The following is a 25,308-nucleotide window of genomic DNA, read 5'->3' as shown; positions in this document are numbered from 1 at the left end:
ATAATTTTTAAAAAAATATTAAAGAGGGGTAAGATTATGGCAGTAAAAAAAATATTGCAATTTGGAGATAATATATTAAAAAGATCAAGTAGAAGAATAGAAAAAGTAGATGAAGAATTATTAAACCTTGTGGAAGATTTAAAAGATAGTTTATATAATGGTACAGGAATTGGACTAGCTGCTCCTCAAATAGGAGTATTAAAAAAAGTAATATTTATAGATCTTAGAGATGAAACAGAGCCTATACTACTTATAAATCCTAAAATTATTAAGAAAATTGGAAAAGAAGATAGTGTGGAAGGATGCTTAAGTTATCCTGGTTATGAAGGAATAGTGGTAAGACCTAAAAAGGTTATAGTGGTAGGAAAATCACTAAAGTGGGAAGATGTAGAATATACAGCAGAAGGACTTTTGGCAAAAGCCTTTTGTCATGAAATAGATCATCTCAGCGGAATTTTATATACTGATAGAGCAAAAAAAATGTATAGAATTAAAGAGGAAGAGTAAGAAAAAGCTGTTGGATCTTTTTGTGCACTAACATTAAAAGATTCAACAGTTTTTTAAATATATTTAATGGAAATTCCTTTACTACTAAATATATTACCAAATAAGGGAAGCTTGATTTTATGGTAAATAAGAATATTGTCCTCTAATATTAACCCCTTTTCTATAAAAACTTTTACGCTGTCATATTCATGAACATTGTAATTACTATTTCCTTTAAAGTCCTTTAAAAATTCAACAGTAATACTTTTAACGTCCATATCACAGCATCCACCAGAAGCAGAAACAGTTTTTACAACGAAACATCCTTTATTTTCTTTAGCATATTTAAGAGCCTTTTCATCAATATTTAGCATAAAATCATCTCCTATTTTAAATATAGTCCACTACTAAATTAAGGTTTTTAATATTTATATATAAAATAAGGTGTAAATTATATATTTGTAAAATAAAAAAACATTTATGTATTTAAGTTCCATGTTAATTTATACCTATACAGTATGTTATATAATTTTAATATATAACAAGTTTATTGTCAACATCAATGGCTATAAATCTTGACAATTAAGGGGGATTTACATACTATGTAGAATTAAACTATTTACATGTGCAAATATATACTGTATACTTGTGTATATACAATAGTTAACTTGGAGGTGTAAAGTAAAAATGAAAAATATAAAGAAACTTACTTATGCAGGTCTTTTGACTGCACTTGCCATTGTAATTCCATTAACTTTTGGATTTTTAAAAATTCAAGCAGGACCTTTTAGTGCTACATTAGCAGCACATGTACCACTATTTATAGCTATGCTTTTAGGACCTTTTGCAGCAGTTATGGTAGGAGCTGGATCTGCCTTAGGATTTTTGGTATCAGCACCAGCAGTTGTAGCTGCAAGAGCTTTTATGCATACTTTTGTTGGATTAGCAGGTGCTTTGCTTATAAAAAAGGGAGTATCCTTCAGTAAAGTGGTTCTTATAACAGCACCTATACATGCAATTTTAGAAGCAATAGCTGTAATACCATTTGGATTTACTATGTACAAGGTACTTGTAGTAGTAGGGGTGGGATCATTCTTGCACCATATGGTGGATGGAATTATTGCATTTGCTTTAGTTAAAGCTTTAGCAAAAAACTTAAGATTAGATTTGAGAAAATCAACAATCTAAGTGTAATTATAAAGATCCAATGTAAAATAAAAATTATTTTACATTGGATCTTTTACTTTTAAGGAAGAATTTATATGGTTATTATAAATTTCATGAATTAATCAGTTCCTTTTTTACTACACCACAAGTCGTTTCCAGGTCTTGATTCAGCAAATTTTTCCATGACCTTTATCCATGAAATAAGGCATTCTTCTCCAAGTTCATTAAAAATATTTTTAAGTACTCTGCTTTGAACATAAGAAAGCTTTTTCTCTAGTTCCTTACCTTCTTTTGTAAGAGTAAGTTGTCTTACACGAAGGTCTTGTTTTGAAGGTACACTGGTAATAAAGCCTTTTTCAATAAGTTTTCTTAATGGACTATTAAGTGCTTGTTTACTTATTTCTAATAGTGTTAATAATTCATTGATGCTTATTCCTGGAAAGCGTGCAACGAAATAAAGTATGCGATGGTGCATACGTTGAATTCCGTATTTAACCAACATATGATCTGGTTCTTCAGTAAATGTTTTGTACGCAAAGTAAAATAAGGCTTTTATATCATCTAGTTTCTTTTCAGTTTCTACAGTCATATATAATCTTCCTTTCAGTATTCCTACTAATTATTTTGCTTTAATTTTATCATTTACTTGGGTATATTTCCAGAGTGATTTAGGCATCTTCAAAAAATAATAAGTTCATCTGCTAACATATTTTGTGTCATGCGGTGTTGGCAGACACACTATCTGATGAACCTGACGTCTTACCTGACGCAAAATATTCTCTGTATCTGGACTAATTATTTTCTTTCAGATGACTTAAATAAATTGGTCAACATTATTGACATATATTATTACAGTATGATATCATGATAATAGGTCAATTAAGTTGACGTATTAATGATAACGTTTTAATAAAAAACTTATTTAAGTTTAATACTAAATTCTATAATGAATATTCACAGGAGGTGGTATTATGAGTAGGATTAGAATTTTTACAGGACATTTTGGAAGTGGAAAAACAGAAATATCAATAAATTATGCATTGAGTTTAGCTAAACAGGGTAAAAAAGTTGCAATTGTAGATATTGATATTGTAAATCCTTATTTTTGCACAAGGGACTTAAGAAAATATCTCGAAGAAAATGGTATTAGAGTAATATCATCAGATCCTAGTCTTTCTAATGCAGAACTAGCAGTAGTTCCAGCTGAAGTTTTAGCTATATTTAATGACAAAAGTTATGAAGTAGTTATAGATATAGGTGGAGATGATCAAGGAGCTATTGTTCTTGGACAATATAATAAATACTTCAAAGAAGAACCTTATGATATGTACTTTGTAGTAAATAATAACAGGATTTTGACCTCTAACAGTAATGAAACAGAGGAATTTTTACATTCCATTGAAAAGGTTTCCAGGTTAAAAGTAACTCACTTAATATCTAATACTAATATGTCTTATGAAACAAAGGTGGAAGACATATTAAGAGGAGATAAAGAAGTTACAAAATTAAGTAAAAAATTAAATATACCATATAAATATACAGTATGTAGAAAAGATTTAGTAGAAGAAGTAAAAAATAAAGTTAAAGGTGAAGTATTTTCAATAGATATATACATGAAACCACCCTGGAGGTAAAAACTATAATAATTAGTTATCAATAAATTTTATATAAATATAAATTCAATTACTTTATAAAAATAATATTTAAGAAAAGTTTTAAACTACCAAAATTTAAGGAGGGAACTTTCTTATGGCAAAGGTAACTTTTAGAGAAGAAAGATGCAAGGGTTGTGGACACTGCATAGAAGCATGTCCTAAAAAAATAATAAGCTTTGCAGATAGACTGAATGCAAAAGGATATCATCCAGCCACTGTTACAGAAGAAAAAATGAAGGAATGTGTTGCTTGTGCATCCTGTGGAAAAATATGTCCAGATTGCGTAATAACAGTTGAAAAGTAATAAGGAGGGATTCTTTGTGGGAGAAAAAGTATTAATAAAAGGTAATGAAGCCATTGGTGAAGCTGCCATAAGAGCAAATTGTCAAGCCTTCTTTGGTTACCCAATTACTCCTCAAACAGAAGTTGCAGCTTATATGTCAAGAAAAATGCCTAAAATAGGAAGAGTATTTATACAAGCTGAAAGTGAAGTTGCAGCAATAAATATGGTTTATGGAGCAGCAGGTACTGGAGTTAGATCTATGACATCATCAAGCTCACCTGGAATAAGCTTGAAAGCAGAAGGAATATCATATATAGCAGGTGCAGAACTACCTTGCGTTATAGTAGATATAGTTAGAGGAGGTCCTGGACTTGGAAGTATCCAGCCAGCTCAGTCAGATTATTTTCAAGCAACAAAAGGCGGCGGACATGGAGACTATAGAATGCCAATATTTGCACCAGCATCAATACAGGAAATGGTTGACTTAATTCAAGATGCCTTTGATACAGCAGATATGTACAGAACACCTTGTATGGTAATGGGAGATGGAATGCTTGGCCAAATGATGGAACCAGTAGAATTCAAGGAAAGACCAGCAAAGGAACTTCCAGAAAAAGGATGGGCTTCCAATGGATTGAATGGAAGAAAAGAGCATAATGTAATAAATTCGTTATTCCTAGAGCCAGAAACATTAGAAAAACACAATGAGAAGCTTCAAGCTAAATATAAAACAATAGAAGAAAATGAAGTTAGATACGAAATGTTTAACTGTGAAGGAGAAACAGATTTAATATTAGTTGCATATGGAACAACCTCAAGAATATGCAAAAATGTAATAAAGATGGCTGCAAAGGAAGGAATAAAAGTAGGATTAATAAGACCAATAACTTTATGGCCTTTCCCATTTGAAGCATTTGAAAAGACTGTAGGTAATACTAAACATGGATATCTATCAGTAGAAATGAGCTGCGGACAGATGGTTGAAGATGTAAGACTAGCATCTAATGGAAGAAAACCTGTAGATTTCTATGGAAGATCAGGAGGAATGGTTCCAGATCCTACAGACATTCTTGAAAAAGTAAAAACCATAGTAGGGGGTGCAAAATAATGGCAATAGTATATGAAAATCCAAAGGCATTATTGGATGTGCCTACACATTATTGTCCAGGATGTACACATGGTATAATTCACAAATTAGTTGCAGAAGTTATAGATGAACTTGGCATATTAGATAAAACAATAGGGGTAGCTCCGGTAGGATGTTCAGTTTTAGCATATAACTATTTTGCATGTGATATGTTTGAAGCTGCACATGGAAGGGCGCCAGCCTGTGCAACAGGAATAAAAAGAACAAATCCTGATAAAGTAGTATTTACATATCAGGGAGATGGAGACCTTGCAGCAATAGGAACAGCAGAAATTGTCCATGCAGCAACAAGGGGAGAAAATATAACAGGAATATTTGTAAACAACTGTATATATGGTATGACAGGGGGACAGATGGCACCAACAACACTGCCAGGACAAGTAACAGAAACAACACCATATGGAAGAGATCCTAAAATAGCAGGATATCCAATAAGAGTTTCAGAAATGATTTCAACATTAACAGGAGCATGTTATGTAGAAAGAGTATCTGTAGATTCAGTTCCAAATATAATAAAAGCAAAAAAAGCCATAAAGAAAGCCTTCCAAAATCAGTTAGAAGGAAAAGGCTTCTCATTAGTAGAAGTATTATCAATCTGTCCAACTAACTGGGGATTATCACCTTCAGAAGCAATGAAATGGCTAAAGGAAAATATGATTCCATATTATCCGCTAGGAGTTAAGAAGGATAATACTGAGGAGGTGAAATAAAATGGCATCACAACAAATAATTTTCGCTGGATTTGGCGGACAAGGTATATTATCAATGGGTAAGTTCCTAGCATATGCAGGAATGGATGCTAATTTAAATGTTTCATGGTTACCATCATATGGACCAGAAATGAGAGGAGGTACAGCTAACTGTTCAGTAATACTAACAGATGAAGCAATAGGCTCACCAATAGTAACAAAGGCTGATACAATAGTTGTAATGAATAGACCTTCTTTAGAAAAATTTGAAAATATAGTAGAGCCAAATGGTCTTATAATAATGGATTCAGATTTGGTAGATATAGTTCCAAAGAGAAAAGATGTAAAGGTAATATCAATACCAGCCCAAACAATAGCAGAAGAAATAGGAAGTAAAAAGATAGCAAACATGATACTTTTAGGAGCACTAGTAAAGGAAACAGGAATAGTTTCCATAGAAGCTTTATTAGATTCACTAAAGGCACATGGAAAAGAAAAATTCTTCGAGTCAAATAAAAATGCTATTCAAAAAGGAATAGATTTTGTAAAATAAATTGTAAAATAAAAAACTACTTAGTACGCGTACTAAGTAGTTTTTTATTTTACAATTTATTATTGACATGCATTTAATTTAAAGCTTTTAGACATATTAAAGTATATAAAGACTTAGAAATTGAAAGAAATATGTTAAAGTAAGTCATTGGAATTCATAAGGGGTGCTGAATTTGAAGAAATCATTACTTATTATTATTTCAATTGTATTTATATTTTTTATAACGATTTTTATAAATATAAGAATAAAAACTAATTTATCAAAAAAAGTTAAACAAAATACTAAAGTAATTGAAGAAGAATCACCTTATAAAAAATATGGACACAATATAAATAATGCTTTATCAAAATATAAAGGTAAATTAAAAAATTCAAATACACAAAAGATAAGAATATATTGTATAGGTGAATCCAGTATGAGAGGAGAATATTCCAGTGATGAGGTAAATAAGTCCTGGGTTGGTATAATGAAATCATCACTACAAAAACAATTTGGAAATGCTGGAGAAGGTTTTATTAGTATTTATGAAGGTGCTCTGCCTTCTGGTACCAAACCAAGATGGACATTAGGAAAAGAGTGGAGTGTGCCAGGGGCCTCTAATACTTTTATGTCTAATGTAGGAGGTTTTGGTGGATGCTATGGAACATCTAATAAAAGTAGTTCACCTGCAATCTTAACTTTTACTGGAACAGATTTAGATTTAATATATTCTAAGAGAAAGGATGGAGGAACAGCTCTTATAACAATTGATGATAAAAAAGTAGATACCATAAATTGTTTAGGTGAAGAAACAAGTTTTTCATACAGAGCTTCTTATTATGGATTATCACAAGGCATTCATAAATTGATAATAACACCAAATACAACATCAAGTGTTTTTATAGAAGGTGCAATTGCTTCGTCAAGTAAAACAGGTATAGAGATAGATAAGATGGCAATTTCAAGTAAACAAGCAAATTATTTTACTACAGACTTAAGCAAAAAAATTTGGAATACTTCAAAAGAGCCAGATTTAGTGATTTTATCTTTTGGTATTAATGATGCAGGAAATCATGTTCCTGTTGAAAAATATAAAGAAAGAATGATAGATTTAGTAACCTACTGGCAGGGAAGGGGAAGTAATGTGTGTATAATAGCAAATCAAAAACCTACAGATTTATGGACAACAAACTGGTCTGCTTATATAACGGCATTATATGAAATAGCAGATACTTATAATACAGGACTTATAGATATCTATAAGGCTTATTTTAAGGATTATGCTACTGCACAAAAGGCAGGATTATTTGGAATGGCAATTAATGATTATTCAGGAGCTAGTGGAACAAATACTGCACATTCAAGTGATAAAGGTTATAAATATATTGGAGATATTATTTATGATAATTTAAAGTAAATTTAGATAGAGGTGAAGATATGTTTGTACCAAAAAGAATTATATTTGAAAAAGATTCTCTAGAATATAGCATGGCTAAGAATATTCTCAATAGGTTTAAAAATAAGGATGGTATTGAAATTATAAAGCTAACTTCCAATAAAATAAAACAGCATATTCCAGGTGAGGACTTATTTTCTTATTATAGGGAAGGTAAGAAGACTTTAGTTGTTGGAGTTAAGAAAAGCTTAAAATTTCAATCCTGTAAACCTTCAGCTCATTACCAGCTCCCTTTAGTATCAGGATGCATGGGTCAATGTGAGTATTGTTATTTGAATACTAAATTAGGTGATAAACCATTTGTAAAAATTCATGTAAACATAGATGATATATTAAATCAAGCACAAAAATATATAGATGAAAGATTACCTGATATAACCATATTTGAGGGAGCAGCTACATCTGATCCTGTATCTGTAGAACCTTATAGTTATTCTTTAGAAAAAGCAGTAGTATTTTTTGGAGAAAGGAAAAATGCTAGATTTAGATTTGTAACCAAATATAATGATATAGATTCATTACTTGATTTAGAGCATAATGAACATACAGAAATAAGATTTAGCATTAATACATCTTCAGTTATAAATAAGTATGAACATTTTACAGCTTCTCGTGACAAAAGAATAGAAGCAAGCATAAAAGCTATAGAGGCTGGATATCCAGTTGGTTTTTTAATTGCGCCTGTATTTATTTATGATAATTGGAAAGAGGAATACCATGATTTATTGCTGCAATTAAGAAAAAAGCTTCCAAATGATTTGAAATTTCCAATAACCTTCGAAGTTATATCACATAGATATACTACAACAGCCAAAAATATAATAATTCAAGTATTTCCTAAAAATGAATTACCAATGAATGATGAAGAACGTAAATTTAAATATGGACAATTTGGATATGGAAAATATGTATATCCCAAGGAAAGTTTAGATGAAATAAAGGAATTTTTTATGAAAGAAATAGAAGAATTATTTAACAACAAAGAAGTTAAGTATATCATTTAATTATTTATTTTTGTGTTAAAATATAAGTCGTTTATAATGTATTATAATGGGCAAACAATGAAATAGCTATTACTGCAGAAGACAAAGATAAAATTAAAGATAAAGTTTCAAAAAAGTAAAAGGATGCTTCTCGCAAAAGCATCCTACTATAAAGTAAATCATTTTAAACCATGAATTAATACAAAACTCTCAACAGCTTCTTATTGATAGTATACCATATTTTAATGAGAAATAAACTAAAAGTTTAAAAAAAGTGAAAATTGGGGTGATTTTAAAATGTATGGTAACATTATAGCGTTGATATGTGTAGCTATTGGGGGTCTTGCTGCAATATATTTCATTGCTGTACGTTGCCTTAGAAAACATTGATAGAATTAAATATTTTAGTTCAATATTTAAGATTAAATTGTTAGTATGTCTGCAATATGGAAATTTGTTAAAACATCTCCGTTATTAAATATTCATTTTTCTGAAAATCATCTATATTTTTCCGTGGTATATATAAATACTTCAAAAATTTATAATTTCAAATAAATTTTATATTAAAAACAACAACTTACTAATATATTTAAAAATATGGAAGGAAATCAAGAAATTATAAAAAGGTGGTTAACCATGTTAAATAAAAATACCATTAAAGAAGTTTTAGATATATCACTTCCAGCAGTAGGTGAAAGTACTCTTTATACATTTATGTCCATATTTGATACCATGATGATTGGCAAATATGGAGGAAGCATTGCTGTAAGTGCTGTGGGAATAAGTAATGAAATATTGAATACTTGTGTAAATATTTTTATAGTAGTAGGTATTTCTGTAGGAATAACTTCTTTTGTTTCAAGAAGCATAGGTGCAAAGGAGAAATCTTCAGCTCAGGAATATGCGTCTATAGGTTTTTTCTTAGGGGTAATATTTTCTATTTTTCTATGTTACATATTATTTAAGTTTAGTAGAAATATATTATTTTTGGCTGGTACAAAGGGAAAGGTATTGGATTTAAGTAATGCATTTACCAAAATTACTGTTATAGCTATATTTTTTAATATGATGACTAATGTTATAAATTCTATATTAAGAGGATATGGAAATACCTACACTCCATTTTTAATAGCAGCTTTTATTACTATAGTAAAGTTGCTGCTAGATGTAATATTGATATTTGGAATAATTGTTCCAGAGTTGGGTATCATGGGTTCAGCAATAGCTTCTATATGTTCTCAAGCTGCTGGATTTATTGTTGTATTAATTTATTTTATTAAAGAATCCTATGTAAAAATAAAACTTAGATACATTTTTTGTTTAAAAGTATCAAAAATAAGAAATATTTTATTACTTTCTATACCATCTTCAATGGAGGATGCTGCATTTGGATTAAGTAGGTTACTTTGTACATTTATTATTATGCATTCAGGAAATATTGCCTTTGCATCTAATCAAATTGCAAATACTATTGAATCCCTTTCTTTTATGCCGGGTATGGGATTTGGAGTAGCTGCAACTACTTTAGTAGGAATTAAAGTAGGAGAAAAAAATTATAAAAAAGCAAGGGAGTATACATATGTATGTGCAATAAGTGCAGTATTAATGATGGGCTTTTTTTCAGCAGTATTTTTAGTGATGCCAGGAATATTGGTAAATTTATTTATAGATGAAGGGGAAAAGAAAATTATATATTTAGCATCTTTATGTCTTTTCATAGGAGCCTTTGAGCAGCCATCTATAGCGATATCAACAGTATTTTCTAGTGCGTTAAAAGGTGCAGGTGATGCTAAAACACCTCTTATAGTCTCTCTAATGACTAGTTGGATTATAAGATTGCCTTTAATATTTTATTTTATACATTTTTTAAAACTTTCCGTAATTTATGTATGGTGGGTTACAGTCATACAGTGGGGAGTTGATGCAATATTGATGCTTATATTATTTGAGAAAAAGCTAAATAGTAGAAATAAATTATTTTTTTCAAAAATTCATTAGATAATAATATGGTAGTAATGTGAAAATGTTTGAAATTTATACTATTAGCCATATATTGAAGTATTATAGAAAACATGATAAACTTTGTAAATAGTATGTACATAAATTATAAAAGGAGGTGAATCTTAGAGAATTTATAAAATTATTGTAAGTAAATTCTCTATGGATAGCTTATGAATAATATTGAATTGGAAGACGACAGACAAGGAAGAGTTCCTTATGAATACATACAAAGTATATTTGAAAAAGAAGACCCATTTCAAATATCTGAGCAATCAGGAATTTATTATAATAAAGATGAACACTATTTTAAAGTAAAGATTATGGGAAGAAACTATATTGTAAAGCATCCCTATGGAACTGTATATGATATGAAAATACAGAAGGAAATAAAAGCATATACTATAAAAACTTTAGTTTTAAGATATCTTGTAAATTCAAAAAATGTGCCTGCTTTTAATCAGGACATAACTTATAAGGAAATACCAGGTGGATTAGTTTATTATAGAAATTTCTATAATAGGACTATATTGAAGTTGGCTAAGATTTTTGGTAATGACTTAAAAGAGCTAGAAGAGAATACTATATCTATAGGTGGCAAATTGATAAAAAAGGGTGATGCAGCTTGTAGATTTGAATTTATAAATAATGTATATATAACATTTATAGTATGGCAGGGGGATGACGAACTAGAAGCTTCCTCAAATATACTTTTTGATAGAAATATACAGTATTACTTTAATGCTGAGGATTTAGCTGTAGTAGGAGATGTGGCTATAGAATTGTTGAAAAACAAGGGGGAAATACCTAACTGGATAGGGCTTTATCAAAAGAAAACTAAAGATGGGTATGAAATAAATTAAGCTGTAATAAAAAAATGTTATACAGTATTTCCTAAAATCGCCGAAATATATGGTATAAGGTTCCTGTAAAGACAAGGTAATCATTAAATTCAATTTAAATGATAATTAGGATAAATATGTTTTAGGTGTTTTTCACAATCTTTTATTTTTGTATGAATAAGTTAAAAATGATAACGTTTAGAGAATTTTAAATATGGGGGAATAGATTATGAGCAAAAAAGAATCACTGTATAACACTGAGAGTATAGAAAAAATTGAAAGCTATTTTGAAATAAAATTTCCAAATACATATAAAGAAATAGTAATTAAAAATGAGCAAATGTATCCAGAAATTATAGATTATCAAGTAGATATTCCTGGGTATGGATTAATTACTTTTAATTTTCAGAGGATGATAGAAGAAGAATTTGTGAATTTTAGTAAAATGTTCAATGATAGAATATTAGATACAAAAAAAATTATTCCATTTGCATCAACTTTAAATGGGGATGTATTACTATTTGATTATCTAGGAAGTACAAATGAGCCAGTTATATTATATATGGAACATGAAGAAGCTTTATGCATTGAGGATATTACACCATCACAATTAAAAGAAAGATCTTTAGAAGAGTGGATGGAGGAGAATTTTAGCTTTGTATCAAGTTCTTTTGAAAAATTTCGTAATATGGTTTGCTATAGTAGAGAAAAATTATGTAAAAAATAATTAATGAAAAATAATTAATGCATAGAATGGGTGCTTTTTCTAGAGCATATTCTATGCTTTTTTATTTTTTTGACGTTATAATATAAGTGTATCAGCTTACATAATTTTATGTTGCTGTAGTAAAAGTTTAAGAAAACAAAAAGGTAATTTAAAAGGTATTTGCAAAGTTAATTAATAGAAAAGTGAGGGAAAGTTTTAATGAAGATAATTCATACAGGTGATTGGCATATAGGTAAAATGGTACATCAGGTACAAATGATTGAAGATCAAGAGTATATTTTAAAAGAGTTTATAAAATTAATTGAAGAGGAAAAACCTGATGTTATAGTTATTGCAGGAGATTTATATGATAGATCAGTTCCTCCAGTTGCTGCAGTAGATCTTTTGGATAGAGTTTTTACAAAAATACTTGTAGATTTAAATGTTCCTATAGTTGCTATTGCAGGTAATCATGACAGTGGAGACAGAGTTGGTTTTGCCAGTCAAATTTTAAAAAATAAAGGTTTATATATTTGTGGCAGGTTAAGAAAAAGTTTTAATCCAATAGTAATAAAAGATGAATATGGAGAAGTTAATTTTTACCCAGTTCCTTATGCAGATCCAGCAGAAGTAAGACATGTAATGGAGAATGAAGATATACACAATCATAATGAAGCTATGAAAAGTATAATAGGTTCTATAAAAGAAACTATGAATGCAAACAAAAGAAATGTACTCATAGCTCACGGATTTGTAATAGGTGCAGGTGAAAGGGATACTTGTGAATCTGAAAGGCCTCTTTCTATAGGTGGAACAGAATTTATAGATATAGAAAATTTTAATTCTTTTAATTATACTGCATTAGGGCATTTACATGGCGCTCAAAAGGTAGGGTGTGATAAAGTTAGATATTCTGGTTCATTACTTAAATATTCTTTTTCCGAATTTAAACAAAAAAAATCTATTACTATAGTTAATTTAGATAAAAATGGAGAAGTAAATATAGAACTTAAGAGTCTTATTCCTCATAAGGATATGAGGGTTATAAAAGGAAAAATGGAAGATTTATTAAATCCTGAGGTTTACAAGGATACAAATATCAATGATTATATTTATGTAGATTTAACGGATGAGTGCGAACTTATAGAGCCTATGAGCAAACTTAGAACAGTTTATCCTAATGTGCTTAAGCTTACAAGAAATTCTTTTAATAGAAAAGTGGAAAATGGAAGAAATTCAATACAAGAAGACTATAATAATAAAACAATGTTAGAACTTTTTCATGAATTTTATACAAATATAACAGGAAGAGAATTTACTGAAGAAAAAAAGGAAGTTTTAATAAAAGTATTAAAAAGTGTAGAAAAGAAAGGAGTGAAGTAATAATATGAGACCTTTAAAATTGACTATGACAGCTTTTGGACCATATGCCAAGAAGGAAGAAATAGATTTTACTAAGTTAGATGGAAGAAACATATTTTTAATAACAGGTCCAACAGGAGCAGGTAAAACTACAATTTTTGATGGTTTAAGTTATGCTATATATGGAGAAGCCAGTGGGGAGGATAGAGATTCAGAAAGCTTGAGAAGTCAATTTGCAGATATTGATACTTTAACTTCTGTAGAACTAGAATTTCATCTTAGAGGTGTTGAATATTACATAAAAAGAATACCAAAGCAAGAAAAAAGAAAAGCTAGAGGACAAGGAGTAACTGAGCAAAAAACAGATGCTGAGATGAAGGTATTTGAAAAAAACGGTGATGTTAAAGTAATTTCAGGAGTAAGTAACGTAAATGAAAAAATAAATGAAATTATGGGTATAAATTATGAACAATTCAAACAAATTATGATGATACCTCAAGGAGAATTTAGAAAACTTCTAACTTCAGAAAGTAAAGATAGAGAAAAAATACTTCAAAAAATTTTTGGCACAGAAGCTTACAAATTAGTGGAAATAAAACTTAATGAAATGGCTGGGAAAATTAAGAGAAATGTTAATGAGCTGGAGCATAAGCAAAATGAAATCATAGGTACTGTGCAGTGTAATGATAATGCAGTATTAGTTGAATTAGTGGAAAGCGAGAATAAAAATGTGTCTTCTATTATAGAGGAATTAAAGCTATATATCGAAAGTAATAATGAAAGAAAGAATATTATTGAAAAGTCTATAAGTAAAAAGGAAAAGCTTTTAGAAGAAAAACAGAAAGAAATTTTAGAAGCAATAGAAAATAACAAAAAGTTTAAAGAAAAAGATGCCATAGAAATTCATAAAAAGTCTTTAGAAGATAAAGAAAGTACCATAGAAGAAAAGAAAACTATACTTTTAAAGGCTAGAAAAGCTGGTGAAATAGTTGGTATAGAAGAAAATTGTATTGAAAAGGAAAAAAGATTAGAGTCAAAAAAACTAGAACTTTTACAAAAGCAAGAGGGTATAAAGTTAGATGCAGAAAATTTAAAGAAGGCAGAAGAAAGTTTTAAATTTGAAAGTTCTAGGGAAGAGGAAAGAAAAAAACTTTTAGAAGATACAGCTATATTAAAAGGACATATAAGTAAAGTTAAGGATTTTGAAAAGAAAGCAGAAAGTTTGAAGATTTTAGATAAGAACTTAAAGTTAATAGAACAAGATAAACTTTTAAAAAAACAGGAAATAGAAAAGTTAAAGAAGGATATAGATGATAATAACAATGAATTAGAATTAGCTAGAAAGTCCTCAGAAGAGTTTATAAAATTAAATGCACAGCTTGAAAAAATTAATGAAATATATAGTAAAATTCATACTTTGGATTCAGAAAATAAAAAACTTGTAAAAATTAGAGGCGATTATTTAAAATATAGAAACAAGGCCGCAGAGGATAAAAAAATATTAGAAGAAGCAGAACTTAATTTTAAAGAATTAGAACGACTTTTTAGAGAAGGTCAAGCAGGTCTTTTAGCAAAAAATTTAGAGGAGGGAATGCTGTGCCCTGTTTGTGGAGCAGTTCACCATCCTAAATTAGCACTACTTGAGAAAGGTGTGCCTACAGAAGCTGAGCTAAAGATAAAGAAAGATTATTTGGAGGAAACATTAAAAAAGTTTGAAAGTAGTAATAAAAGTTTTATGGAAGCGGATGTTGAAGGTAGATCCCAAAACAATATTGTAAATAGATTGAAAGAGGAACTTCAATCATTAATAGAGGATGATATAGTGACACTTTCAAAAGATGAATTAACTAGCTTTATAAAGGAGAAACTTTTATACTTTGAAGAAAATAGAAAAAGTTTAAGCATAGAAGCACAAAGGTTGGAGAAAGAAAAAAATAATCGTGATAATTTGCTGAAACTTTTAAATGAAAAAAAAGATTTACAATTGAAATTAGAAAAAGATTTGGAGAAATTAAATAATAAATATCAATTGAGTTTAAGCGTAGTTGAAAGAGAGAAAGGCACATTAAATCAAATAGAGCAAGAAATACCTGAAAAGTTTCGTGGAGAAAAAAATTTAATAAATGCTATAACAGAAATGGAATATAAGCAGACTACTATGGAAAAAGCATTAAAAGAGTCACAGGAAAGATTTAATAATTTAAAACTTAAGTATGAAAAACTTGTTATAGAAAAAGAAGGAATAATAAAAGCTTTAAAAGAAGAAGAAATTTCTCTAAAGGATTCAGAAAACAAATTAAATGAAGCAATAACTAAAAGAGGATTTAAAGATTTACAGGATTATAAGGAATCAAAACTTACGGAAAGGAAACAAGAGGAATTAAATAAGTATATAAATGATTTTAATGAGGAATTAAAATCTATAAAAGATAGATATATAAAAATACTGAAGGATATAGAAGGGAAAAGTTTAGTTAATGTAAATACTCTTGAAAATGATTATGAAATTATAAAGAAAGAAAGAGAATTACTAGATAATCAAAAGGTAGCACTTCATGCAAAGATAGAAATAAATAGTAATGCGTTTTTACGTATAAGAGAATTAAATAAAGAAATTAAAGATAAAGAAAAAGAGTACAGCATAGTTGGAGATTTGTCAGAGGCCGCAAAAGGTAATAATAGTGAAAGGATGACTTTTGAAAGATATGTACTGGCTTTCTTTTTTGATAATATTATAGAAGCGGCCAATATAAGATTTGCTAAAATGAGTGAAAATAGGTATGAACTAGATAGAATTAAACAAAAAGGTAAAGGATTAACTCAAAGTGGACTTGAACTTCAAGTATATGATAATTATACAGGAAAGTATAGACATGTAAAAACACTCTCAGGTGGAGAAGGTTTTAAGGCATCATTATCATTAGCGTTAGGTTTATCAGATGTGGTTCAATGTTATTCTGGAGGTATAAGTTTAGATACAATGTTTATTGATGAAGGCTTTGGTACTTTAGATCCTGAATCTTTAGAAAATGCTATACAGTGTCTTGTGGATCTACAAAATACAGGAAGACTTGTAGGCATAATATCTCATGTTCCTGAACTTAAGGAAAGAATTGATGCACGACTTGAAATAATACCTAGTGCAGAAGGAAGTACTGCTAAATTTAATATATTATAGTTTTGAAATCTAAAATTCTAATGAGTTTTAAGTGAGTTTAAAATGACATTTTAATTATCATATAAGTCTTACTTAAAGCTCATAAATTATGTTGAATATAGATACATATTAAATATTATGTTAACTAAAATAAAAGTAAACTTAAAAAATATTAAATATTCACAAATAACATGAATAATACGCTTTTTCTTCCAAACAATAAGATAGAAAATAAAATTAGTTTGGAGGATTAATATATGGAAAAAAAAGTTATGAAGACCATGGATGGAAATGCTGCAGCTGCATATGCTTCTTATGCTTTTACAGAAGTAGCAGCTATATTTCCAATTACTCCATCAACACCTATGGCAGAAGGCGTTGATGAATGGGCAGCACATGGAAAGAAAAATTTATTTAATCAAACTGTTAAGGTTTCAGAAATGCAGTCTGAGGCAGGTGCAGCAGGTGCAGTGCATGGATCTCTTTCTGCAGGTGCATTGACAACTACCTATACTGCATCACAAGGATTATTATTAATGATTCCTAATATGTATAAAATAGCAGGAGAACACTTACCAGGAGTTTTTCATGTAACAGCACGTGCAATTGCTGCACATGCTCTATCAATTTTTGGAGATCATCAAGATGTAATGGCTTGTCGTCAAACAGGTTTTGCACTTTTAGCTTCTTCCAGTGTTCAAGAAGTAATGGATCTAGGATGTATTGCTCATCTTTCTGCAATTAAATCTAGAGTACCATTTTTACACTTTTTTGACGGTTTTAGAACTTCTCATGAATATCAAAAAATAGAAGTTATAGACTATAAAGAATTAGATAAAATAGTAGATTATAATGCTGTTAAGGAATTTAGGGATAAAGCCTTAAATCCTGAACATCCTGTAGTACGTGGAACAGCACAAAATCCAGATATTTATTTCCAAGGTAGAGAAGCTTCAAACAAATTTTATGAAGCAGTACCAGATATAACAGAAAGTTATATGAGAGAGATAGAAAAAATTACAGGAAGAGTATACCATCCTTTTGATTACTATGGATCACCAGATGCTGAATATGTGATAGTTGCCATGGGATCTGTATGTGACACTATAGATGAAACTGTAGATTATCTCATGAATAAAGGAGAAAAAGTAGGATGTGTAAAAGTTCATTTATATAGACCATTTTCAAAAAAATATTTTTTTAATGTTCTTCCAACTACAACAAAGAAAATAGCTGTATTAGATAGAACTAAAGAGCCTGGAGCATTGGCAGAACCATTATATTTAGATGTAGTTCATTTATTTTACAAAAATGATAATAAACCTTTAATCGTAGGAGGAAGATATGGATTAGGTTCTAAAGATACTACACCATCTCAAATATTAGCTGTATTTAATAATTTAAAAAGTTCTTCTCCTAAGGATAACTTTACAATTGGAATCACAGATGATGTAACTAATACTTCACTGGCCAATGGAGAGCCTATAGAAACTACACCTGAAGGAACTGTAAGTTGTAAATTCTGGGGACTAGGTTCTGATGGTACTGTAGGAGCTAATAAGAGTGCTATTAAAATAATAGGAGATAATACTCAGCTTTATGCTCAAGCTTATTTTTCTTATGATAGTAAAAAATCAGGTGGAACTACTGTTTCTCACTTAAGATTTGGTAAAAAGCCTATGAAATCTCCTTATTTAGTTTATAGTGCAGATTATATAGCATGCCATAATAAATCTTTTATATATCAACAGGATGTACTAAAAGGATTAAAAAAAGGTGGAACTTTTGTACTTAATTGTCCATGGGATGATAATGATTTAGAAGAAAAACTTCCAGGAACAATGAAAAAATATATAGCTGAAAACAATATTAATTTTTACACTATAGATGCAGTATCAATTGCAGGAAAAATAGGTTTAGGTGGAAGAATTAATATGATTATGCAATCTGCATTCTTTAAATTATCAAATATAATTTCAATAGAAAATGCAGTAAATTATTTAAAAGATTCTATAGAAAAAATTTATGGAAAAAAAGGCGAAAAAATTGTAGAAATGAATAAAGCTGCAGTAGACAAGGGAATAGAATCTCTTATAAAAGTAAATGTTCCAGATTCATGGAAAAATGCAAGTGAAGATAAAGAACAGCCTCAGGTTGATAACAAGTTTGTTAAGGATATTCAAATACCGATGTCAAGACATCAAGGAGATAATCTTCCAGTAAGTGCATTTTCAGGAATGGAAGATGGTTCATTCCCATTAGGTACTACTGCTTATGAAAAAAGAGGCATTGCAGTTATGATACCTCAGTGGCAAATAGATAAATGTATTCAATGCAACCAATGTTCATATATTTGTCCTCATGCTACTGTAAGACCATTCTTATTGAATGAAGAAGAAGTAAAAAATGCACCGGATACCTTTGAAACAAAAAAAGCTGCTGGTAAAGGTTTAGAAACATTTGAATATCGTATTCAGGTAGATCCATTGGATTGTACTGGATGTGGAAACTGTGCAGATATATGTCCAGCACCAGGAAAAGCGCTTATTATGGAGCCAGCAGAACATGAAATTGAAAAACAAGCAGAAAATTGGGAATATACAAATAAGATTACTTATAAAGATACTGTTATGGATAAAGGGACAGTAAAAGGAAGCCAATTTGCAAAACCACTTTTGGAGTTTAATGGTGCATGTCCAGGATGTGGAGAAACTCCTTATGTAAGACTTATTACTCAATTATTTGGAGAAAGAATGATGATTGCAAATGCTACAGGATGTTCTTCTATTTGGGGTGCAAGTGCTCCATCAGTACCTTATACTGTAAATGCAGATGGAAAGGGTCCTGCTTGGGGAAATTCACTTTTTGAAGATAATGCAGAGTATGGATATGGTATGTATTTAGGAGTTAAACAAATAAGGGAGAAACTTAAAGATTTAATGGAAGAATATATAGCTTCTCCAGGAACTGATAAAATAAAGGATGCATTTAAAGAGTGGATTGGAGCCATGAATGATGGAGAAGCATCAAAGGCGGTTTCAGAAAATATACTTGAAATTTTAAATGATCATAATTACAACAGCAATGAAATAATAAAGGAAATACTAGATAAAAAAGATTTTCTAGTTAAAAAATCTCAATGGATAATAGGCGGAGACGGATGGGCATATGATATTGGATATGGAGGATTAGATCATGTTCTCGCATCAGGTGATGATGTAAATTTATTTGTAATGGATACAGAAGTATATTCTAATACAGGAGGGCAATCTTCAAAAGCAACTCCAACTGCTGCTGTTGCCAAATTTGCAGCGTCAGGTAAAAAAATAAGGAAGAAAGACCTAGGAATGATGGCTATGAGTTACGGATATGTATATGTGGCACAAATATCCATGGGAGCTAATATGAATCAAACTATAAAAACACTTATTGAGGCTGAAAAGTATAAAGGACCATCACTTATAATAGCTTATGCGCCATGTATTAATCACGGTATAAGATCTGGTATGGCAACTAGTGTTATGGAAGGAAAAAAAGCTGTGGAATCAGGATATTGGCATATGTATAGATTTAATCCAGAATTAAGAGCTGAAGGAAAAAATCCATTTATAATGGATTCAAAGGAACCAACAAAATCTTTCAAGGATTTTATAAATGGAGAAATAAGATATACATCTCTTATGAATGTATTTCCTGATATTGCAGAGGATATGTTTAATGAAGCAGAAGAGCATGCAAAGGAAAGATATGAGACCTATAAAAGATTAGCAGAACAAAAATTTTAATATATTATAAATAGAAAGGGAGTCTTCTTTAGTTTAAGAGACTCCCTTCTTAATTAAAGCTATTTATTTTTGATTTGAATCAACCCATTCTTTTGCATTTCTAGTTTCATATTCATTGGGAATAGAAACATTGCTAACAGGTCTGGTTTCAGTAATGTTTGCCCAAGCTGCAGTGTCATGCTTTTCAATAGGAGTTTTAAAAGAACTATTTTTTATTGTTTCATTATTCATTGTTATCACCCTTTCAACATTATTATTTTCAAATTTATAAAAATTATTAGTTCGAAAATTTGCATCAATATTGAGATATCAAAAATAGCATAATGTTTTTAAAACTGATAAAAATGCTTTTAATACTTACTATCCTCCTAAAGTAACATCTTGAGTACTATACCAATTTAACGCATCCATTAGTTGAGATTTTTTAAAATCAGGCCAATAATCATCAATAATATAAAAATCTGAATATACAGATTGCACAGGAAGAAAACCGCTAAGCCTCCTTCTGCCGCCCCATCTTATTATTAAATCTACTCTGTTTATATCTGATGATTTTAAATAATGTTTAGTATTATTATCTAAATTGTGTACAGGTGATAAATCCCATTCCCAACCATAGTTCACTAAAAAATTAATTTTCATAGTACCTTTACCAAAAAACTTCCTTTTTGTGAAAGGCAATAATTCACGTGGAAACATAGGAGAAGAGGAGTTTCCCACTACTAAAAGTGAAGCATCTTCCTTTGTAAGCATTCTAACAGCTTCTACACATGCTGCAGTAAAAGCTTTAGTCTGCACTTTGGGTCTTTTAGTATTATCTACAGTGAATCCATAATAAGTTAATTCCTTAATTCCAAGTTCTTTACAAATTTTGAATATTTCCATACCAGGTTGAAGTCCCCAAGTATAACCAGCTTCTTTTTCTAATCCATGATTAACAGCCCAACGTCTATTGCCATCAGGTATAATACCAATGTGATTTGGAAGTCTCATCTAAATTCCTCCTTCTAATACCAGATATTAATGTAATTATTAACATAAGTTAGAAGATTTATTCTAAAATAGTATAACTATTTTAACTATGTTGTATACTTTCACAAATAGTTTTATAATTTAATAGTAATTTTCAAAGGAGGTGAGCTTTATGGAAGAAAGACTACAAAAATATATGGCAGCTTGCGGAATAGCTTCTAGACGAAAATGTGAAGAAATTATATTGCAAGCTAGGGTTAAGGTTAATGGGAAAATTGTGAATGAATTAGGAGTTAAAATAGATGAGGAAAAGGACTTAGTAACATTAGATGGTAAATTAATAAAGAAAGAAAAGAACAAAGTATATATTGCACTTAACAAACCAAAGGGATATGTTTCCACAGTGAAAGATGAAAAGGGAAGGAAAACCATTTTAGATTTAGTAGATGTTACAGAAAGAATATATCCTATAGGTAGATTGGATTATGATACATCAGGATTGATACTTCTTACTAATGATGGTGACATATATAACAAAATAATACATCCAAAACAAGAAAAAAATAAGACTTACATAGCATTAATTAAAGGAATTCCTACAGAAAATGATATAAAAAAATTTGAAATAGGAATAAATATAGATGGATATATTACAGCACCAGCAAAATTTAAAGTTATAAAAAAATTTAAAGATTATTGTGAAGTTGAGATAATTATACATGAAGGTAGGAATAGGCAAATAAGAAAAATGTGTGATTTTATAAACCATCATGTATTAGAATTAAAAAGAATACAAATAGGTGATATAAAACTAGGAAATTTACCTTTGGGAAAATGGAGATATTTAAGTAATAAAGAAGTGGAAAATATAAAATAATTGCGTAGTTTAAGATTGTATATATTTTAAAAATTTTATACAATCTTAATTTTAAATGAAAAATAATATTAACATATTTTATATTATGTTAATTAAAAATAAAAGTAAACCAAAAGAAAAAACAATTAAAGTATACTCATTCAACATTCAATTAGATGTTATTAAAAACTATAAAAAAAATCTAAAGAAAATACTATACTAATAAATGATTCTCACGAAAATTTTAATGTACATATAAATGAAGAAATTGATTGCTTGGTTTACAATCTAGGATTTCTTCCAGGTGGAAATAAAAATTTGACTACTAAAGCTTCTTCAACTCTAACAAGTTTAAACTGTGGTTTGAATAAATTAAAAAAAGGCTGACTAGTAACTATTGCAGTTTACAGAGGACATGAAGAGGAAAAAAAGAAGAAGCTGCACTCATGAACTTTGTTAAGAATCTTCCAAAAGATAAATATGAAGTAATGCTTCATTCTTTTGTAAATAGGGATATAAATGCTCCCGTTTTAATTGTAATAGAAAAAAAATAAACTTAGGAGGCAAAAAAATGAAAGATAAATTGGAATTAATAGCATCAAAAGAATTTGTACACTATGAAGATATGTATAAAATTGTAGATTTTATGAACAAAAACTTAAGCGAATATAATATTGTTTTAGGTGTAAGCGAAAAAGAGAACAAGAGCATTGTAAATATTTACAAAGAAAAATGATTAACAATTGAAAGATCTATTGAAAGTTTGTTCAATAGATGTTAAAATGAAATAAATATTGCAAAAGTATGAAGATGAGAAGAAGGGATTGAATAGTTATGGAAGATAATAATAAGCAAGATTTAATGAGAACCATTCAAGTTAAGTTTCCAAGGTTAAGTAAAGGACAGAAACTCATAGCTGAATACATTTTAAAACATTATGATAAGGCAGCATTTATGACTGCAGCCAAGTTAGGTGTTAGTGTAGGAGTAAGCGAATCTACAGTAGTTAGATTTGCAAATGAGCTTGGATTTTCAGGGTATCCAAAACTTCAAAAGGCTCTTCAAGAGTTAATAAAAAATAAACTTACTACAGTTCAAAGAATTGAACTTTCTAATGACTTTGTAAGTGAAGAAAGTGCTTTAAAGGGTGTATTAAAATCAGATATGGAAAATATAAGAGCAACTCTTGAAAAAATAAACCATAAGACCTTTGAAGATGTTGTAAATAGCATATTTGAAGCTAAAAAAATCTATATAATAGGTCTTAGAAGTTCTACAGCACTTTCTGAATTTTTAGGATTCTACTTAAATCTTATTTTGGACAACGTAAAAGTAGTTAGTTACGGTATAAGTGATATTTTTGAGCAAATGATTAATGTTACAGATCAAGATTTGGTTATAGGCATAGGATTCCCAAGATATGCGGCAAGAACTATTGAAGCGCTATCCTTTGCACAAAGTAGGGGTGCAAAAGTTACTGCAATTACTGACAGCTTACTTTCACCATTAGCTGCTAGAGCTGACTATACATTAATTGCTCAAAGCAATATGGCTTCTTTTGTAGATTCATTAGTTTCACCACTTAGTGTCATTAATGCACTAATAATTGCAGTAGGATTAAGAGAAAAAGAGAAAATATCTAAAACTTTTGCTGATTTAGAAGGAATATGGCAAGAATACCAAGTGTATTCCTTTAAGGAAAATGATTTATAAAGAAGTAAAAGTTGTATCTCGAGCTTGATAATAAATTAAAAATTTCAAAAATCATAAATTTTTTTTAAAATAAGAAGGAAAAATGAATTTTTTGTTGAATATTATATAGAGTAAAGGATATCATATAAATATATTTTAATTATCATGGGGAGGGTTTATAATGACAAAAGAAAATGTACAAAATTATATCAATGAGGTACTAGAAAAAGTAAAAAAGAGAAATAGTAATGAACCAGAATTCTTACAAACAGTAGAAGAAGTTTTAGCTTCTTTGGGACCAGTATTTGAAAAACATCCAGAGTATGTTGAGGAAAATCTTTTAGAGAGATTCTGTGAACCAGAAAGACAAATTGTATTTAGAGTTCCATGGGTTGATGATGCAGGAAAAGTTCAAGTTAATCGTGGATTTAGAGTACAGTTCAATGGATGCATAGGACCTTATAAGGGTGGCTTAAGATTTCATCCATCAGTGTACATAGGAATAATCAAATTCTTAGGTTTTGAACAAATATTAAAGAATTCATTAACTGGACTTCCAATAGGTGGAGGTAAAGGTGGTTCTGACTTTGACCCAAGAGGAAAGTCAGATAATGAAGTTATGAGATTCTGCCAAAGCTTTATGACTGAACTTTACAGACATATAGGACCAGATGTTGATGTACCAGCAGGAGACATCGGTGTTGGCGGAAGAGAAATAGGATATCTTTATGGACAATATAGAAGAATACGTGGAGCATTTGAAAATGGAGTTCTTACAGGAAAAGGAATGTCTTATGGTGGAAGTTTAATAAGACCAGAAGCTACAGGATTTGGTGCAACTTATTATTGTTCAGAAATGCTTAAACACGAAGGAACAGACTTTAAAGGTAAAACAGTTGCAATATCAGGATTTGGTAATGTATCATGGGGAATATGTACAAAAGTTTCACAATTAGGTGGTAAAGTTGTAACACTTTCAGGTCCAGATGGATATATCTATGACCCAGAAGGAGTAACAGGAGAAAAAATTGACTATATGCTTGAAATGCGTGCATCTGGAAGAGATAAAGTACAAGATTATGCTGACAAATTTGGAGTTAAATTCTTCAAGGGAGAAAAACCATGGGGAGTTAAAGTTGATATCGTAATGCCAGCTGCTACTCAAAATGATGTACAATTAGAACATGCTAAACAAATAGTTGCAAACGGAATTAAAATGGTTTGTGAAGTTGCTAATATGCCATGTACAAATGAAGCAGTTGAATACTTCCAGAAAAATGGCGTTATAGTAGGACCTTCTAAGGCTGCTAATGCTGGTGGAGTTGCTACTTCAGCTCTTGAAATGTCACAAAATAGTGAAAGATTATCATGGACAGCAGAAGAAGTTGATGCAAAACTTCATCAAATAATGGTTAATATATACAACAATTGTAAAGATGCAGCTGAAACTTATGGCTTTGGATATAACTTAGTTGCTGGAGCTAACGTTGCAGGATTTGTAAAAGTTGCTGATGCAATGCATTCACAAGGAAACTACTAA

General features: G+C 29.7%; 23 protein-coding genes and 2 pseudogenes. 21 read left to right on the top strand and 4 right to left on the bottom strand.

What is annotated here, in order from left to right:
* Positions 1-36: 36 nt before the first annotated feature.
* The gene (def, locus tag Q6H37_RS14845; RefSeq protein ID WP_318733469.1) at positions 37-507 is read left to right on the top strand and encodes a peptide deformylase; all 471 of its coding nucleotides are present in this window, start codon (positions 37-39) and stop codon (positions 505-507) included.
* 53 nt (positions 508-560) lie between these two features.
* Here the strand turns inward: def and Q6H37_RS14840 are convergent, their stop codons facing one another.
* Positions 561-860 (bottom strand): hypothetical protein, encoded by a 300-nt coding sequence (locus tag Q6H37_RS14840; RefSeq protein WP_318733467.1) that lies wholly within the window; start codon positions 858-860, stop codon positions 561-563.
* Positions 861-1,173: 313 nt separating this feature from the next.
* On the opposite strand from Q6H37_RS14840, the gene Q6H37_RS14835 reads away from it, so the two are divergent.
* Complete coding sequence (locus Q6H37_RS14835) at positions 1,174-1,674, top strand: ECF transporter S component (RefSeq protein ID WP_318733465.1); 501 nt, start codon at positions 1,174-1,176, stop codon at positions 1,672-1,674.
* A 97-nt stretch (positions 1,675-1,771) separates the two neighbouring features.
* Here the strand turns inward: Q6H37_RS14835 and Q6H37_RS14830 are convergent, their stop codons facing one another.
* Complete coding sequence (locus Q6H37_RS14830) at positions 1,772-2,242, bottom strand: MarR family winged helix-turn-helix transcriptional regulator (protein ID WP_318733463.1); 471 nt, start codon at positions 2,240-2,242, stop codon at positions 1,772-1,774.
* Positions 2,243-2,624: 382 nt separating this feature from the next.
* Between Q6H37_RS14830 and Q6H37_RS14825 the strand changes: the two genes are divergently transcribed.
* The 13 genes from Q6H37_RS14825 (at position 2,625) to nifJ (ending at position 20,248) form a co-directional block, all read left to right on the top strand.
* Positions 2,625-3,287, top strand: a complete 663-nt coding sequence (locus Q6H37_RS14825; RefSeq protein ID WP_318733462.1) for an ATP-binding protein — start codon at positions 2,625-2,627, stop codon at positions 3,285-3,287.
* A gap of 115 nt (positions 3,288-3,402) precedes the next feature.
* Complete coding sequence (locus Q6H37_RS14820) at positions 3,403-3,612, top strand: 4Fe-4S dicluster domain-containing protein (protein ID WP_318733460.1); 210 nt, start codon at positions 3,403-3,405, stop codon at positions 3,610-3,612.
* 16 nt (positions 3,613-3,628) lie between these two features.
* Positions 3,629-4,699 (top strand): 3-methyl-2-oxobutanoate dehydrogenase subunit VorB, encoded by a 1,071-nt coding sequence (locus Q6H37_RS14815; RefSeq protein ID WP_318733458.1) that lies wholly within the window; start codon positions 3,629-3,631, stop codon positions 4,697-4,699.
* Complete coding sequence (locus tag Q6H37_RS14810; RefSeq protein WP_318733456.1) at positions 4,699-5,448, top strand: thiamine pyrophosphate-dependent enzyme; 750 nt, start codon at positions 4,699-4,701, stop codon at positions 5,446-5,448. Before Q6H37_RS14815 ends, Q6H37_RS14810 begins: the two co-directional genes overlap by 1 nt.
* 1 nt (position 5,449) lies before the next feature.
* Positions 5,450-5,980 carry a 2-oxoacid:acceptor oxidoreductase family protein gene (locus tag Q6H37_RS14805; RefSeq protein ID WP_318733454.1) on the top strand — a complete coding sequence of 177 codons (531 nt, stop codon included), beginning with the start codon at positions 5,450-5,452 and terminating at the stop codon, positions 5,978-5,980.
* Between the two features lie 163 nt (positions 5,981-6,143).
* On the top strand, positions 6,144-7,376 hold the full coding sequence (locus tag Q6H37_RS14800; protein WP_318733451.1) for an SGNH/GDSL hydrolase family protein: 1,233 nt from the start codon (positions 6,144-6,146) through the stop codon (positions 7,374-7,376).
* Between the two features lie 20 nt (positions 7,377-7,396).
* Positions 7,397-8,419: a spore photoproduct lyase gene (gene splB / locus Q6H37_RS14795; RefSeq protein ID WP_318733449.1), complete on the top strand. Its 1,023-nt coding sequence runs from the start codon at positions 7,397-7,399 to the stop codon at positions 8,417-8,419.
* Between the two features lie 615 nt (positions 8,420-9,034).
* Complete coding sequence (locus Q6H37_RS14790) at positions 9,035-10,396, top strand: MATE family efflux transporter (RefSeq protein ID WP_318733447.1); 1,362 nt, start codon at positions 9,035-9,037, stop codon at positions 10,394-10,396.
* A gap of 173 nt (positions 10,397-10,569) precedes the next feature.
* Entirely contained in the window at positions 10,570-11,259 is a 690-nt protein-coding gene (locus Q6H37_RS14785; RefSeq protein WP_318733445.1) for a DUF3786 domain-containing protein, read from the top strand.
* Positions 11,260-11,467: 208 nt separating this feature from the next.
* Positions 11,468-11,965 (top strand): SMI1/KNR4 family protein, encoded by a 498-nt coding sequence (locus tag Q6H37_RS14780; RefSeq protein WP_318733443.1) that lies wholly within the window; start codon positions 11,468-11,470, stop codon positions 11,963-11,965.
* Positions 11,966-12,163: 198 nt separating this feature from the next.
* Entirely contained in the window at positions 12,164-13,327 is a 1,164-nt protein-coding gene (locus tag Q6H37_RS14775) for an exonuclease SbcCD subunit D (protein ID WP_318733441.1), read from the top strand.
* A 4-nt stretch (positions 13,328-13,331) separates the two neighbouring features.
* Positions 13,332-16,484 (top strand): AAA family ATPase, encoded by a 3,153-nt coding sequence (locus tag Q6H37_RS14770; RefSeq protein WP_318733439.1) that lies wholly within the window; start codon positions 13,332-13,334, stop codon positions 16,482-16,484.
* 236 nt (positions 16,485-16,720) lie between these two features.
* Complete coding sequence (gene nifJ / locus Q6H37_RS14765) at positions 16,721-20,248, top strand: pyruvate:ferredoxin (flavodoxin) oxidoreductase (protein WP_318733437.1); 3,528 nt, start codon at positions 16,721-16,723, stop codon at positions 20,246-20,248.
* Positions 20,249-20,311: 63 nt separating this feature from the next.
* On the opposite strand, the gene Q6H37_RS14760 is transcribed toward nifJ, so the two are convergent.
* Positions 20,312-20,479, bottom strand: coding sequence for a CDIF630_02480 family spore surface protein (locus tag Q6H37_RS14760; RefSeq protein WP_007061036.1), 168 nt, complete (start codon positions 20,477-20,479; stop codon positions 20,312-20,314).
* Positions 20,480-20,608: 129 nt separating this feature from the next.
* A complete protein-coding gene (locus tag Q6H37_RS14755) occupies positions 20,609-21,241 on the bottom strand; it encodes an undecaprenyl diphosphate synthase family protein (protein ID WP_318733429.1) in 633 nt (210 codons plus the stop codon).
* A gap of 151 nt (positions 21,242-21,392) precedes the next feature.
* Here Q6H37_RS14755 and Q6H37_RS14750 point away from each other — a divergent pair, with 151 nt between their 5' ends.
* The 6 genes and pseudogenes from Q6H37_RS14750 (at position 21,393) to gdhA (ending at position 25,308) form a co-directional block, all read left to right on the top strand.
* Positions 21,393-22,097 (top strand): pseudouridine synthase, encoded by a 705-nt coding sequence (locus Q6H37_RS14750; protein WP_318733427.1) that lies wholly within the window; start codon positions 21,393-21,395, stop codon positions 22,095-22,097.
* A 192-nt stretch (positions 22,098-22,289) separates the two neighbouring features.
* Positions 22,290-22,463: pseudogene (locus Q6H37_RS29585) on the top strand (class I SAM-dependent methyltransferase); the annotation flags it as partial.
* Between the two features lie 47 nt (positions 22,464-22,510).
* Positions 22,511-22,630 (top strand): annotated as a pseudogene (locus Q6H37_RS14745) (class I SAM-dependent methyltransferase); the annotation flags it as partial.
* A gap of 17 nt (positions 22,631-22,647) precedes the next feature.
* The gene (locus Q6H37_RS14740; RefSeq protein WP_318733425.1) at positions 22,648-22,812 is read left to right on the top strand and encodes a DUF4264 family protein; all 165 of its coding nucleotides are present in this window, start codon (positions 22,648-22,650) and stop codon (positions 22,810-22,812) included.
* Positions 22,813-22,910: 98 nt separating this feature from the next.
* On the top strand, positions 22,911-23,789 hold the full coding sequence (locus tag Q6H37_RS14735) for a MurR/RpiR family transcriptional regulator (RefSeq protein WP_318742877.1): 879 nt from the start codon (positions 22,911-22,913) through the stop codon (positions 23,787-23,789).
* 160 nt (positions 23,790-23,949) lie between these two features.
* Complete coding sequence (gdhA, locus tag Q6H37_RS14730; protein WP_318742875.1) at positions 23,950-25,308, top strand: NADP-specific glutamate dehydrogenase; 1,359 nt, start codon at positions 23,950-23,952, stop codon at positions 25,306-25,308.

This window comes from Clostridium sp. JS66, assembly GCF_033561535.1.
In the GTDB taxonomy this organism is placed as follows: Bacteria; Bacillota; Clostridia; order Clostridiales; family Clostridiaceae; genus Clostridium_AM; species Clostridium_AM carboxidivorans.
This window is presented reverse-complemented; position numbering and strand designations above follow the sequence as displayed.

Bases quoted from the DNA above. Each gene is read 5' to 3' on its own strand.
- def (WP_318733469.1), top strand. From the start codon at position 37: ATGGCAGTAAAAAAAATATTGCAATTTGGAGATAATATATTAAAAAGA.
- Q6H37_RS14840 (WP_318733467.1), bottom strand. From the start codon at position 860: ATGCTAAATATTGATGAAAAGGCTCTTAAATATGCTAAAGAAAATAAA.
- Q6H37_RS14835 (WP_318733465.1), top strand. From the start codon at position 1,174: ATGAAAAATATAAAGAAACTTACTTATGCAGGTCTTTTGACTGCACTT.
- Q6H37_RS14830 (WP_318733463.1), bottom strand. From the start codon at position 2,242: ATGACTGTAGAAACTGAAAAGAAACTAGATGATATAAAAGCCTTATTT.
- Q6H37_RS14825 (WP_318733462.1), top strand. From the start codon at position 2,625: ATGAGTAGGATTAGAATTTTTACAGGACATTTTGGAAGTGGAAAAACA.
- Q6H37_RS14820 (WP_318733460.1), top strand. From the start codon at position 3,403: ATGGCAAAGGTAACTTTTAGAGAAGAAAGATGCAAGGGTTGTGGACAC.
- Q6H37_RS14810 (WP_318733456.1), top strand. From the start codon at position 4,699: ATGGCAATAGTATATGAAAATCCAAAGGCATTATTGGATGTGCCTACA.
- Q6H37_RS14805 (WP_318733454.1), top strand. From the start codon at position 5,450: ATGGCATCACAACAAATAATTTTCGCTGGATTTGGCGGACAAGGTATA.
- splB (WP_318733449.1), top strand. From the start codon at position 7,397: ATGTTTGTACCAAAAAGAATTATATTTGAAAAAGATTCTCTAGAATAT.
- Q6H37_RS14790 (WP_318733447.1), top strand. From the start codon at position 9,035: ATGTTAAATAAAAATACCATTAAAGAAGTTTTAGATATATCACTTCCA.
- Q6H37_RS14785 (WP_318733445.1), top strand. From the start codon at position 10,570: ATGAATAATATTGAATTGGAAGACGACAGACAAGGAAGAGTTCCTTAT.
- Q6H37_RS14780 (WP_318733443.1), top strand. From the start codon at position 11,468: ATGAGCAAAAAAGAATCACTGTATAACACTGAGAGTATAGAAAAAATT.
- Q6H37_RS14775 (WP_318733441.1), top strand. From the start codon at position 12,164: ATGAAGATAATTCATACAGGTGATTGGCATATAGGTAAAATGGTACAT.
- Q6H37_RS14770 (WP_318733439.1), top strand. From the start codon at position 13,332: ATGAGACCTTTAAAATTGACTATGACAGCTTTTGGACCATATGCCAAG.
- nifJ (WP_318733437.1), top strand. From the start codon at position 16,721: ATGGAAAAAAAAGTTATGAAGACCATGGATGGAAATGCTGCAGCTGCA.
- Q6H37_RS14760 (WP_007061036.1), bottom strand. From the start codon at position 20,479: ATGAATAATGAAACAATAAAAAATAGTTCTTTTAAAACTCCTATTGAA.
- Q6H37_RS14755 (WP_318733429.1), bottom strand. From the start codon at position 21,241: ATGAGACTTCCAAATCACATTGGTATTATACCTGATGGCAATAGACGT.
- Q6H37_RS14750 (WP_318733427.1), top strand. From the start codon at position 21,393: ATGGAAGAAAGACTACAAAAATATATGGCAGCTTGCGGAATAGCTTCT.
- Q6H37_RS14740 (WP_318733425.1), top strand. From the start codon at position 22,648: ATGAAAGATAAATTGGAATTAATAGCATCAAAAGAATTTGTACACTAT.
- Q6H37_RS14735 (WP_318742877.1), top strand. From the start codon at position 22,911: ATGGAAGATAATAATAAGCAAGATTTAATGAGAACCATTCAAGTTAAG.
- gdhA (WP_318742875.1), top strand. From the start codon at position 23,950: ATGACAAAAGAAAATGTACAAAATTATATCAATGAGGTACTAGAAAAA.